Raw genomic sequence first — 12,695 nt, 5'->3', positions numbered from 1 at the left:
TCTGACCTCCAATATTCTATATTGGTACTACTATATAGAGTTTTTTCTCATATTTCAACAATATTCAAAATAATTTTTCTAAAAAAATTTTTCTGCCAATAAAAAAGCCATTTTCAGAAAACAAGCTGCCTTTTATTGGCAGCCTGCTCGTCTTTCTTATGATTCTGATGCATTTTTTCTACTTTCTGTCATTTGCTTCCACACAGAGCCTTTTGCTTCTTCTCCGTGCTCAATTCGTTCGATGGCCATTTTTACTTGAAGACTGACTTCAAATTCAGGGTCCTGCTCCGCTTCTTTTAAAGCTTCTAGTGCTGTTTCGTCACCTTCTTCATAAAGGAACATGGCCGCACGCCAGCGGACAAGCTTACTTGGGTCCTTTAAGGCTTGGATCATCGCTTCAATCGCACTAGGATCACCAAGATCCGAAATACAATCTCCTGCAGTTCTTCTAACTGTCACTGTTTTATCTTCAAGCCCTTTATACAAAATAGGCAAAATGGCTGGATCTTCAATCATGCCAGCATTCACAACAGCTTGTCTGCGAATCGATGTTTTTGGATCCTCCATCGCTTTCATTAAAACAGGTATATCTTTTTTCTCTGGCTGCATTTGCTCTAAATGAGCAAAACGTTTCTTCCAATCTTCATCGCGCAGCATCTCTTCTGTCACATCATATGCTTTTCGGTTCACTTGTTTATCTACAGCCTCTTGACCTTCCTTCACTGCCTCTGTTAAACGGGATAAACGCTCGTCGTCATATGCAGCTTGCAGCTCTTCTGTGACTTCTTGACCGATATCAGCGAATTCTCCAAAACGTACGCCATGTTCTTTCCACACACGTTCAAATACAACATTATCTGAACTGCTTCTTAGCTTTAAAATCGCTGCCTGGAAACGTTCAGGCATTCCAAATCGTTCTTCTCTTTCACCGTCTGTCAGCTTCACCTGCATCGGAATCCCATTAAACATTTGAACAAACACTTTGACTTCTCCAAATGTGTCATCACCTGACTGCGATTCTCCCTGAAGCCCTTCTGTTTCTTGTCCAAAGGCTTCTCTGACTTGCTGTAAAATACCTTGCCAGTCAAATTTCGCATTGCGCTCAACCGCTAAGAAATCAGCTACATGGTAAACACCTTTTACACCTTCAATGGTTAAAATGCGCTTAATCATCTCTGGCGCTTCGTCTTTTTGATCTTTTTTGTAGTTATTGCTTTTACCGCCTGCAAGCGCTTCTGTCAAAATGACTTTCATTGTATTCGGGCTTGGCGTTGGTTCTATGGCAGTTATTTTCATCTATACATCCTCCTTACACACATAAAGACCCTACTCATCTGTAAGGCCGCATTCTTCTTTCCATGTCTTAATAAATAGACACATAAACTCATGTCGCTCATGAGCCAGCTGCTTTCCAGCACGTGTGTTCATCAAGTCTTTTAATTGAAGCAGCTTTTCTTGCATATGCAAAAGTACTGTGCCTTGGTGAGCACCCTCTGTATAGTGAGGCTCCCCTTTTGCACCGGCATATGTAAACACCCTTGCAATCCCAGTTGCACCTATCGCATCCAGTCGATCTGCATCTTGAACAATGGCCCCTTCTAATGTCACTGGCTTATGCTGCATATGCCGGTGACGAAAAGACATCGTTGTAATGATATCCATGATATAGCGAATATCTCGCGTGTCCACTTCCCACAAAAGGAGCTGCTGCTTGAGATCATGCGGTGAAAGCTTCCATTCACTAGACAGCTTGTCATCAATTACATCATGGACAATCGCTGCCATTTCAATGACAAAAAGCGACCCGCCCTCCTGTTGTGCAATATGGACGGCAAGCTGGCGCACACGATTGATATGAGCTTCATCGTGTCCAGTCGGTTCATTCTTTAGCTGTTTTGAAACAAAGGAGGCAGCTGCCTCCAATTGTTCTTGCTGCTTACTCGAATACATGCTTATTTCTCCAAAAGAGCGATAATGGAGCTTTCTAATTCTTTTGGTGGTGTTTTAGGAGAGAATCGTTCAGTCACTTCTCCGTTTTGGTCAACGATAAATTTTGTAAAATTCCATTTCACCGTTTTTGTACCAAGCACACCTTTCGCATGACTCGTTAAGTATTTGAAAAGCGGATGCGCATTGTCACCATTGACATCTACTTTTGCAAACATCGGGAAGGTCACACCATAGTTTAACGAACAGAATTCTTGAATTGCTTCTTCCCCTTCTGGCTCTTGATTCATAAATTGATTGCACGGAAATCCTAAAATTTCAAGGCCCTTTTCATGATATTGATCGTATAACTCTTGTAATTGTTTAAATTGAGGGGTCAGTCCACATTTGCTCGCTGTGTTCACGATGATCAGTACTTTCCCTTTGTAATCTGCCATTGATTTTTCCTGACCGTTAATGGTCTTGACCTGAATATCATAAATTGACATCTCATAGCCTCCTAGGATTCACTTTTTCCTATCGTAACATGCTTCTTTTAGAAAATCGCTTTTTATGCTTCCTGCTAAAAGAGTCCAGTCACACTGCCGTCTTCTAATAAATCCATCTCAAGTGCCGCAGGTTTTTTAGGGAGACCTGGCATGGTCAGAATGCTTCCCGTTAGTGCAACGATAAAACCTGCTCCTACAGATGGTTTTAACTCTCGAATCGTAACGGTGAAGCCTTTTGGTCTGCCGATTAAAGCCGGATCATCCGATAGTGAATATTGCGTTTTTGCCATACAAACCGGCAAATGGGCCCAGCCATTTTTCTCAATTGCAGCTAGCTGCTTTCTTGCTTTTGATGTAAGGTTGACGCCGTCTGCACCATAAACCACTTTGGCGACTTTTGACAACTTTTCTTCAATGGAATCTTGCTCCTCATATAAATAAGAAAAGCTGTTTTCATTCTTTTCAATGAGTGTCGTGAGCTCTTCGGCAAGTGCTACGCCGCCAGCTCCTCCTTCTTCCCATACATTGACGGCTTTGACTGGATGTCCATTCGTTTCGCACCAGTTTTCTATTGCTTGAATTTCTTCTTTTGTATCGGTAATAAAACGGTTCACTGCAACGATGTATGGCAGACCGAAGGCTTGCACTGTTTCAATATGTTTCTCTAAATTATGTATACCTTCTAATACAGCCTGTGCATTTGCTTCCTTAAGCTCTGTTTTCTGCATTCCGCCATGCATTTTAAGCGCCCTGACAGTTGCTACAATGACAACAGCGCCTGGTTTAAAATCACCGGCTCTTGTTTTGATGTGAAGAAATTTTTCCGCGCCGAGGTCTGCACCAAATCCCGCTTCTGTTACGACGTAATCTGCTAGTTTTGCCGCCATTTTTGTGGCAATTAAACTATTGCATCCATGTGCAATATTGGCAAAAGGACCACCATGAACAAGGGCTGGAGTTCCTTCAATCGTTTGAACAAGGTTTGGTTTCAGCGCATCTTTTAAAAGCAAGGTTAATACGCCTTCATATCCTAGATTTCCAACTGTGACCGGTTCACCTTCTTGATTGTAGGCAACAACAATAGAAGAAAGACGTTTTTTTAGATCGTTTAAGTCGTCTGCTAAACAGAGGATGGCCATCATTTCGGATGCAACCGTAATATCAAATCCATCTTCTCTAGGGTACCCATTTAATTGACCGCCAAGTCCTACGACCACTTGTCTTAGAGCACGATCGTTTAAATCTAACACTCGTTTCCATACAATTCGGCGTGCGTCGATCCCAAGCTCATTTCCGTGATGGATATGATTATCAATAAAAGCAGATAAAGCGTTATGTGCAGATGTAATCGCATGAAAATCCCCTGTGAAATGAAGATTGATTTCTTCCATAGGCAACACCTGTGAATATCCGCCGCCAGCTGCACCGCCTTTAATACCCATTGTGGGACCTAGTGAAGGTTCACGCATGGCAATGATCGCTTTTTTCCCAATTTTCTCGAAGGCTTGACCGAGGCCAACTGTTACGGTGGACTTCCCCTCACCTGCTGGCGTTGGGTTGATCGAAGTCACAAGAATCACATTTCCTTCTTTTTGTTCCTTTAAACGGTCAAAAATAGTCAAAGATATTTTCGCTTTTGTGAAACCATAGCATTCTAATTCTTCGTCATGTATTTGTAATTTTGCTGCGATGTCTTGAATCGGTCTCAGCTTTGCCTTTTGGGCAATGTCAATATCTGATAAATGCTTTGTGATCATGATTAATGGCCTCCTTTTTTGACAGAAACAGCTTTCTTTTTTGCTCTATTTTTCATTGTAACATAATTGAAACATTGAAATATCGCCAGAAAGTTCCTATAATGAAGTGAAATTAGCTTTGGTTCAGGGGGTGGCGAGTTGCCTATTAACATACCAGTTCATCTGCCGGCAAAACAAATACTAGAGAGCGAAAACATTTTCGTCATGGATGAGACAAGGGCATTCAAACAAGATATCCGTCCTTTGAATATCGTGATCTTAAATTTAATGCCAAAAAAAATACAAACTGAAACGCAGCTGCTGAGAATGCTCGGAAATTCTCCTTTGCAAGTGTATTTTACATTTTTGATTCCAAGTACACATACACCGAAGAATACATCGAGAGAGCATCTAGATGAATTTTATACGACCTTTGACTCGATTCGCCATAAAAAATTTGATGGCATGATCATTACAGGTGCACCAATTGAGCATTTAGCTTTCGAAGAAGTTTCCTATTGGAAAGAACTGCAGGACATTTTGGACTGGAGTAAAACGAATGTGACGTCTACTCTCCATATATGCTGGGGGGCACAGGCCGGTCTTTATCATCATTATGGCATTGAAAAAATCAAGCTTCCAGAGAAAAAATTCGGTGTTTTTGAGCATCTTGTCAAAGAGAAAAAAGAAAGATTAGTAAGAGGTTTCGATGAAGTATACTATGTCCCACATTCTAGGCATACAGATATTAATACAGAACAATTAAAAAACACGCCGAATCTAAAAGTATTGAGCACGTCTGAGGAAGCTGGTGTTTGTTTAATTGTTTCAGATGATGATAAACAAGTATTTTTAACTGGACATCCTGAATACGATACAGATACATTGAAGCAGGAATATGAAAGAGATTTGTTGAAACATGATACAGTCAAAAAACCCGTCCACTATTTCATCGAAGATGGAGACACATTAGTTCCAGTGAACCGCTGGAAAGCCCATGCTACTTTGCTGTTTATGAATTGGCTTAATTACTATGTTTATCAAGAAACACCATATGTGTGGGAATAAAATAGACTGTAGTCTGATGATAAATGCTTAAAATGTGTTAAAATACAAATGGCTCTGTCTTCCATTATCAATTTAGTCTGTTTGTTTTTTAAAATTAGTTTAATTCTTTCGTAACGAATGATATGCTCTCGCTGTTTATATGTTATCTTTATGTATATGTAGACCTATGAGATTTATAGTTTCGTACGAAGTTTTGTTGTTGTTGATTACATTTGAGGTGAATATTCTTGAATACCAATAAAAAAATATTAATCTTGACCGCAAATTATGGAAATGGACATATGCAGGTTGCAAAAACACTGTATGATGAATGCAAATCCCAAGGGTTTGAACATGTGATAGTTTCTAATTTGTATCAAGAATCAAATCCCATTGTGTCCGAAGTGACTCAATATTTATATTTAAAGAGCTTCTCCATTGGGAAACAATTTTATCGCTTGTTTTATTACGGTGTAGATAAAATTTACAATAAACGCAAATTTAACATTTATTTAAAGATGGGAAATAAGCGTCTAGATGAATTAATTCAATTACACAATCCGGATATCATCATCATTACATTCCCGATGATTGTTGTACCTGAATACCGAAACAAAACAGGTAAAGTCATTCCAACATTTAATGTGATGACAGACTTTTGTCTTCATAAAATTTGGGTACATGAAAACATTGACCGATACTATGTTGCAACCGATTATGTGAAACAAAAGCTAGTAGAAATCGGCACACATCCAAGCGATGTCAAGGTAACAGGCATTCCGATTAGACCACAATTTGAAGTAGACGTGCCTAAATCGATCATCTATAAAAAATATGGATTATCATCAGACAAAAAAGTCCTTCTCATTATGGCGGGTGCCCATGGTGTACTAAAAAATGTGAAGGAACTGTGTGAAGCACTACTTCTTGACAGTGAAGTACAAATTGTTGTTGTGTGCGGTAAGAATGCAGCGCTGAAGCAATCGCTTAGCGAACTTGAACAAGCACACCCAAATCAATTGAAGGCGCTTGGATATGTGGAACAAATTGATGAATTGTTCAGAGTAACGGACTGTATGATTACAAAACCGGGCGGGATTACATTAACAGAAGCAACAGCAATTGGTGTCCCAGTTATTCTTTACAAACCTGTTCCAGGACAAGAAAAAGAAAATGCTCTTTTCTTTGAAGATTACGGTGCTGCCATTGTCATCAACAGACACGAAGACATTTTAGAATCTGTCACCAACTTGTTGCAAGACGAAGAAAAATTAGAATCCATGAAACAAAACATCAAAAAATTACACTTAAAACAGTCTTCTCAAACCATTTTAGAAGATATCGTCGAACAATCAGATCTGATCATGAGCAACAAATCGTATGCTCAAGCATTATCATAAAAAGGTGTCCGTCATTGACGGACACCTTTCTTCTTTTAACCTTGATTCCCATTCGTTGTATACACTTCTTCAAACGGCTGCACGACAACAAAGCCGCTTCCGCTAAACTTCATTTGAATGGACTCTCCGCTTCCCCTGCCAATAAACGTTTTGAACGATACATCTGTCACAAATTCAGTCTGCAAATCTCCTGACCATGCGACCGTCGCATTCGGATCTGTATAAACAGAATCACCTGGCTGAACAATCAGCGTCAGCGGTTCGTAATGACTTGTGATTGCCACAAGACCTGGTCCTTCAAGTTTGACATTAAATAATCCGCCTGCAAGCATGCCAGACACCTTTTTCATTAATTTAATATCCCACCGAACAGACGGTTCAAATGCGAGCAAGTCGTTTCCATTAACGAAAATAGACTCCCCTTGAGCCAATCGAAGAATCGAAATTTTTTTCCCTTGGTCTGCTACATATAATTTCCCATCACCTGTGGCCTTCATCAAAGAAGTTCCTTCTCCTGATAACATTTTTTTGAACATCTTTGACACACCGTGTTCAAACACACCTTCACGTTCAAACTTTATTTTCCCGCGATATGAAACCATGGAGCCTGTTTTTGCCCAAATGGTATCCGTTAAATTAATTTCTAACAATCTTGGTGTTTCAAGTTCAAAAACCCCTTCCCCTTTGTCTTCTTGCTGCGTATTCTGAACAAACTCCTCAATTGTGTAACGATTCATGACGCACCTCTTTCTGTATTTTTACTATATACGGACAAGTTATACGTTAGGTTTCATGAGATTAGGACGTTTTATAGATAAATGTCATTCACTAAAAAAACAAAAAAATCAAACATTCTGCTCAAAATTTGGCTTGCCTGCTTGACGCTTTACTTTTGATGGTGTATAGTGGAACCATCATTTAACAACTTCTTAAGTCGTTAGGTGATGAAAAATTTTTTTTAGTATGCCGAAAGGTGTGCTACAGTACTAGGAGGAAAAAGCAATATGCAAAACGGTAAAGTAAAATGGTTCAATAATGAAAAAGGTTTCGGCTTCATTGAAGTTGAAGGCGGAGACGACGTATTCGTTCACTTCACAGCTATCGAAGGTGACGGTTACAAATCTCTAGAAGAAGGACAAGAAGTTTCTTTTGAAATCGTTGAAGGTAATCGTGGACCTCAAGCTGCAAACGTAACAAAAATCTAATCAACTCAATCAATGATGAAACGACAAAATAAAGAGAGGCGTATGCCTCTCTTATTTGATTTTCAGCTGAATTTCAATCGCTAAAATATTTTGCTTTAATCTTTGTTCAATTTCAGAGATATCTTTTTCGAGAAAAGGTCTTCCCTTCTTTGCTACATCTACCAGTTGCTCTAGATCACTGTACACCTCTTGAAATGTCCGATGTAATACCGTTTCAAAATCCTTATTATCCATGCCGGCCTTCCCCTTTTCCTCTATTATCCGTCACTTAGTCAAAAAGTAACTCAACCAAAACTTTCTATAGTTATATCGGCTCATTTTTCAGAATATGTTCTTTTTTTACACATTCTATTCGTTTTTTTTCATGAGCGGATGTTTGAGCAGGGAAAACCGGGGCGGCAGCCGCTTACTTTTTAAGCAACGTCTGTCCGTATTCTTTTATTTTCTCTCCTACCGTGCATTGCTGTATACAAAAGGAGTGGGCGTATTTTTTGCCAAATTCTTTACGAAAGTGCTTTTTAATCAAGCAATCTGAACAATACGTGTCTTGAAGATCTGTTAATTCTTTTACTGCTGTTTTTTTATCCACTTTATTCAGCTCCGTCTGCTTCTAATTTCAACTTACTTTCGATAGGGACGTCTGCAAGTATCTGTCTGGCAAGCTGATCTGCTTCTGCATTTTGTTTACGATCGATGACTTCATATGTTGGCGTGAGCTTCAGCTCTTTGATCGCAGCCTCAATTCGGTCGAGCCATTTGTTATGTATATCATCATAACAAGGCCATTCCCCTTTGAGCTGATTCATCACAACAAGAGAATCTCCTCTAATCGTAACAGAGTTTCTGCTGGCCCCCAGTTCTTTTAAAGCTTTTACCGCTTCAAATAAAGCCGCATACTCTGCCTCATTGTTCGTGGTGCTCTGAAAAGGGTGATTCTTCCTTAACCGGTATGCATCCTGTCCGAGCTGATAATACACGACAATTCCAAGCCCAGCATCACCTGTTTCTTTGCGAAAACTCGCATCAAAATAGACCTGAAGCTGATCGGGTTCAAGCCTAAGTTCTTCGTTTAGCTTTTCAAGTTCTTTCATCGACCACATCGCACCCTTTTCATCTTCAAATGATAGAAGTGACTGCGGTTCTTTTTTGTCTATATGTTTTGCCAAAAGCAAGGCCTCTTTGAGCTCCATCCAATCTTCTTGGAAAAAAGCAATGGACCCAATCGATTTCACTTTCATTGTGTAGTGTGCTCTTAATTTCATTGATCACATCGCCTTCCCGTGCTTTTAGAAATACTTCCATCGCTACCAAAATCAGCATGACACATCGTGATAATTACTTTGACAATTCAGTTGTTAGGAGCTTTTTCTTGCATTTAAACGCGAAACCACTTTATCCCAATGATATACGAAGTTTGGATGAGGTACAAAAGAGAATTGAAGAGTTGATCCGATTTTTTACAACGAAGAAAAAATATAAACAAGCTGGCTCCTGTAGAATGCAGGAACTAGCTTGTAGCTTAGCTCTTTTTCTAGCTTGTTCGATCTGCTCTAATTTTTTCTAAATTGATTCGGCGACATTCCTGTTCGTGATTTAAAGAATTTGGAAAAATTGGCCGGGTATTCGAAACCAAGTTTATAACCAATATTAGAGATCGGTTCTGAAGTACCGGATAGCAAGTTTTTTGCATGATTGATGATCTGATAATGAATATGTTCTTGTGTATTTTTTCCCGTTTCTCTCTTTAACAAATCACTTAAGTAATTTGTTGAGTACCCCATTCCTTTCGCAAGCTCTTTAACACTAGGTATACCGTTCTCACCCAGATACTGCAAGGAAAAGCTTTCTTTTAACAATTGTTCAAATTTGTCTACCACATCATGATGAATCGTTTTTCTGGTAATAAATTGTCTCCCATAGAATCGTTGTGCATAGTTAAGCAATACTTCAAGACTGGAAACAATTAAGTCTGACGAGTATATATCTATATTTTGATTGCACTCTTCAATTATGATGTGCACTATTTTTGTTACAGTATCCTTCTCCTTCTCTGATAAATGAAGTGCCTCGTTAGCTGCATAAGAAAAGAAAGAATACTCATCCATTTTACTTCCTAATGAACTTTTTCTAATCAAATCCGGATGAAAACATAGCATCCAACCTTCGGAAACGGTATCACCTGGATCATAGTCAACCGTTAATAACTGTTCCGGTGCCACGAAGATCATACTTCCTTCACTAAAATCATAGTAGCGTCGACCATATTTGATATCAAAATTCGCACCGTTTTTTAATGATATCGTATAAAATCCATTGATAAACTGTTTGGTCTGATGTACCATTGTAGGATTAAATTTGTTTAGTTCTATACATGTTATCTGAGGATGTTTGGGTTTGTCATACCCCAAAAACTCATGTAATGAAGAAATTGAATCAATCCTTGTCGTTTCGTGCATCTTATCATCCTTTTATGATTACAAATAGTCTGTACTCTTTCATGATTTCAATTCTCTTTACTTTGAATAAACGTTCTACTTCAGGTTAGAATTTTATTCCCGTCATTTCCTCTGAACGCTTCCATAATTCTCTTGAAATTGTCTCATCATACGATAGTTTGTTAGATTGATGTGCTACAGGATACCCTCTCATATTCATCAATTTGGATGGTCCAAAAAAATCTCCGGCTTTAGCCTTTTCATCAAAAGCAGCTCGAAGGGTAGGTAAAACCCCCATATGCACACGCTGTGCAAAAAACCTATTCATCCTGCTCATAAAAGCTGAATTTCTCTGTAAGTCTGTAGCTGTCCAACCCGGATGTGCAGCCGTAATTCTTGGGTGATCACCTTCTCTTTTGAGCCTTCTTGCAAGTTCATACGTGAAGTAAAGGTTTGCTAATTTACTGTCACCGTAAGCCTTCTGTGTATCATATTTTCTCGCTTCCCAGTTCAAATCTTCAAAATCGAGTTTTCCCATCGTATGGCCTAAACTGGATAGCACGACAATTCTTGATCCTTCTGTCTTTTTCAAAAGAGGCATAAGTAAGCCAGTTAACGCAAAGTGGCCTAGATGATTGGTTCCGAACTGATTCTCGAACCCATCAACGGTTTTAGAGTAAGGAGGAAACATAATTCCTGCATTATTAATCAGTATATCCAACCGATCATAGTTTTCCACCATTACATTTGCAAAAGCTCGAATAGAACTCAGATTGGCTAAGTCTAATTTCCGAACGTCAATATCCGCATGTTTAAATTCCCTTTTGATATCGTTGACTACTTCTTTACCTTTATCTACATTCCTTACAGCCATAATAACCTTTGCGTTCTTACCTGCAATGTTTTTTACAGCTTCTTTACCAAGACCGCTCGTTGAGCCTGTTACGATAATAGCCTTTCCCTTTTGATCAGGTATTTTGGTTGTGTCCCAATGCTGTTTTCTCAAATTCGTCTCCTGCCCTTCTAGAATTTATTTAATTCATTAAGTTCAGATTACCCTTGATGAACAGTTTGGTACATATACGCATCCACTGCGGATTTATCCAAATCTCTGTAATACTATGCTCCGTCTCAAAGAAAAAAGGCTACTAAAATAAAAAAAGGCCTCAATAAAATAGAAGTCGACCGAAATAACATTATGTTTGCGGATGATGTCATCATCGCTAGTACAACCCTTTTAAGGTAAACATACGTTATGCTATAATCAAAAAGTTACATTTTACATTTAGAAAGGAAGTTCATGTCACTTGTTTAATGAAGGTATTTGGATCTTATTTGCGATCATTAATTTTATCATTGTTCTTCTATTTTATAAAGGATTTGGCAAGATGGGGCTTTTCGTATGGATTGGTTTTGCAACAGTTGCTGCCAATTTACAAGTGGTCAAAACCGTTGAATTATTTGGCTTAACAGCAACACTTGGCAACATTTTATATGGCAGTGTGTTCTTTGCAACGGACGTCCTCAATGAAAAATATGGACAAACCGAAGCGAAAAAAGCTGTCTGGATTGGCTTTGCCACCCTTTTAACATTAACTGTTGTCATGCAGGAGGCTTTGCTTTTCCATCCCGCTCCATCTGACATTTCCCAATCATCATTAGAAACGATATTTGGCTTTATGCCAAGGGTCGCTCTTGGTAGTCTTGCTGCTTATATCATCAGTCAAATGTTAGATGTTTATGTATATTCGTTTATTCGCCGGATATTTCCTTCAGATGGTGCGCTCTGGCTGCGAAATGCGGGGAGTACAATGATTAGCCAGCTGCTTGATACACTTGTTTTCACAACCATTGCCTTTCTTGGGACCTACCCATTTCATATATGGATCGAAATTTTCATCACGACTTATGTGATTAAATTTATCGTCGCTGCCATTGGCACACCTTATGCCTATGCGGCGAAAAAAATGGTTCCGATTGATGAAAGGGGGAAATAAATTGCCAGCTGAAATATATATTGACGGTGCTAGTGCCGGAAACCCAGGTCCATCTGGCATCGGCATTTTCTTGAAATATGACGGAAAAGCTGAATCTTTCTCCATTCCTCTTGGCATCATGAGCAATCATGAAGCAGAGTTTTCCGCGCTCATTGAAGGCATGAAAATTTGCGTAGAAAAAGGATTACGGACCGTTTCATTCCGCACTGATTCACAAGTAGTGGATCGTGCAGCCAATGCAGGATTTGCCAAAAATCCATCTTTTCGTCATTTTATCGAAGAAATGCTGCAGCTTCAAAACGAATTTGATTTATTTTTCATTAAGTGGATTCCGAGCAAGGAAAATCAAGTGGCTGATCAGCTCGCTAGAAAAGCGATTCACCTTTCAAAAGGATGAATCGCTTTTCTTTTGGTTATGCTAATGTGTGAGGTGATACGAA

At 39.1% G+C, this 12,695-nt stretch carries 15 protein-coding genes; 5 read left to right on the top strand and 10 right to left on the bottom strand.

The window, feature by feature from the left end; translation table 11 throughout:
• Positions 1 to 156 precede the first annotated feature (156 nt).
• The 4 genes from MHH23_RS11135 to MHH23_RS11120 all read right to left on the bottom strand — a co-directional run bounded on the left by MHH23_RS11135 (position 157) and on the right by MHH23_RS11120 (position 4,192).
• A complete protein-coding gene (locus MHH23_RS11135) occupies positions 157 to 1,296 on the bottom strand; it encodes a conserved virulence factor C family protein (RefSeq protein ID WP_017367471.1) in 1,140 nt (379 codons plus the stop codon).
• Positions 1,297 to 1,326: 30 nt separating this feature from the next.
• Positions 1,327 to 1,950, bottom strand: a complete 624-nt coding sequence (locus MHH23_RS11130; protein ID WP_039165605.1) for an HD domain-containing protein — start codon at positions 1,948 to 1,950, stop codon at positions 1,327 to 1,329.
• Positions 1,951 to 1,952: 2 nt separating this feature from the next.
• On the bottom strand, positions 1,953 to 2,435 hold the full coding sequence (locus MHH23_RS11125; RefSeq protein WP_007500827.1) for a glutathione peroxidase: 483 nt from the start codon (positions 2,433 to 2,435) through the stop codon (positions 1,953 to 1,955).
• Between the two features lie 74 nt (positions 2,436 to 2,509).
• On the bottom strand, positions 2,510 to 4,192 hold the full coding sequence (locus tag MHH23_RS11120; protein WP_017359707.1) for a formate--tetrahydrofolate ligase: 1,683 nt from the start codon (positions 4,190 to 4,192) through the stop codon (positions 2,510 to 2,512).
• Positions 4,193 to 4,330: 138 nt separating this feature from the next.
• Here MHH23_RS11120 and metA point away from each other — a divergent pair, with 138 nt between their 5' ends.
• Together metA and MHH23_RS11110 are read left to right on the top strand one after the other, a co-directional pair.
• On the top strand, positions 4,331 to 5,239 hold the full coding sequence (metA, locus tag MHH23_RS11115; protein WP_008346374.1) for a homoserine O-acetyltransferase MetA: 909 nt from the start codon (positions 4,331 to 4,333) through the stop codon (positions 5,237 to 5,239).
• A gap of 227 nt (positions 5,240 to 5,466) precedes the next feature.
• A complete protein-coding gene (locus MHH23_RS11110) occupies positions 5,467 to 6,618 on the top strand; it encodes a diglucosyl diacylglycerol synthase (protein ID WP_007500831.1) in 1,152 nt (383 codons plus the stop codon).
• Between the two features lie 35 nt (positions 6,619 to 6,653).
• Here the strand turns inward: MHH23_RS11110 and MHH23_RS11105 are convergent, their stop codons facing one another.
• The gene (locus MHH23_RS11105) at positions 6,654 to 7,355 is read right to left on the bottom strand and encodes an AIM24 family protein (RefSeq protein WP_007500832.1); all 702 of its coding nucleotides are present in this window, start codon (positions 7,353 to 7,355) and stop codon (positions 6,654 to 6,656) included.
• 267 nt (positions 7,356 to 7,622) lie between these two features.
• Between MHH23_RS11105 and cspD the strand changes: the two genes are divergently transcribed.
• Positions 7,623 to 7,823, top strand: a complete 201-nt coding sequence (gene cspD / locus MHH23_RS11100; RefSeq protein ID WP_003215784.1) for a cold-shock protein CspD — start codon at positions 7,623 to 7,625, stop codon at positions 7,821 to 7,823.
• Positions 7,824 to 7,874: 51 nt separating this feature from the next.
• Here the strand turns inward: cspD and MHH23_RS11095 are convergent, their stop codons facing one another.
• From MHH23_RS11095 to MHH23_RS11075, 5 genes are all read right to left on the bottom strand, one after another.
• Positions 7,875 to 8,057: a hypothetical protein gene (locus MHH23_RS11095; protein ID WP_008346368.1), complete on the bottom strand. Its 183-nt coding sequence runs from the start codon at positions 8,055 to 8,057 to the stop codon at positions 7,875 to 7,877.
• Positions 8,058 to 8,229: 172 nt separating this feature from the next.
• Complete coding sequence (locus MHH23_RS11090) at positions 8,230 to 8,412, bottom strand: zinc-finger domain-containing protein (RefSeq protein WP_160757575.1); 183 nt, start codon at positions 8,410 to 8,412, stop codon at positions 8,230 to 8,232.
• A gap of 1 nt (position 8,413) precedes the next feature.
• Positions 8,414 to 9,085, bottom strand: a complete 672-nt coding sequence (locus MHH23_RS11085) for a ribonuclease H family protein (RefSeq protein WP_047946658.1) — start codon at positions 9,083 to 9,085, stop codon at positions 8,414 to 8,416.
• Between the two features lie 288 nt (positions 9,086 to 9,373).
• Positions 9,374 to 10,279, bottom strand: coding sequence for a helix-turn-helix domain-containing protein (locus MHH23_RS11080; protein ID WP_138278656.1), 906 nt, complete (start codon positions 10,277 to 10,279; stop codon positions 9,374 to 9,376).
• An 85-nt stretch (positions 10,280 to 10,364) separates the two neighbouring features.
• On the bottom strand, positions 10,365 to 11,264 hold the full coding sequence (locus MHH23_RS11075; protein WP_251211157.1) for an oxidoreductase: 900 nt from the start codon (positions 11,262 to 11,264) through the stop codon (positions 10,365 to 10,367).
• 301 nt (positions 11,265 to 11,565) lie between these two features.
• Here MHH23_RS11075 and MHH23_RS11070 point away from each other — a divergent pair, with 301 nt between their 5' ends.
• Both MHH23_RS11070 and MHH23_RS11065 read left to right on the top strand, forming a co-directional pair.
• Positions 11,566 to 12,255 carry a queuosine precursor transporter gene (locus MHH23_RS11070; protein WP_007500834.1) on the top strand — a complete coding sequence of 230 codons (690 nt, stop codon included), beginning with the start codon at positions 11,566 to 11,568 and terminating at the stop codon, positions 12,253 to 12,255.
• 1 nt (position 12,256) lies between these two features.
• Positions 12,257 to 12,652, top strand: coding sequence for a reverse transcriptase-like protein (locus MHH23_RS11065; RefSeq protein ID WP_079919900.1), 396 nt, complete (start codon positions 12,257 to 12,259; stop codon positions 12,650 to 12,652).
• The last annotated feature ends 43 nt before the right edge of the window (positions 12,653 to 12,695 follow it).

Origin of the sequence: Bacillus sp. FSL K6-3458, assembly GCF_038005045.1 — a bacterium.
Classification (GTDB): Bacteria; Bacillota; Bacilli; order Bacillales; family Bacillaceae; genus Bacillus; species Bacillus altitudinis.
Note: the sequence above shows the minus strand (reverse complement) of the source record. Positions and strands in the feature narration are given on the sequence as shown.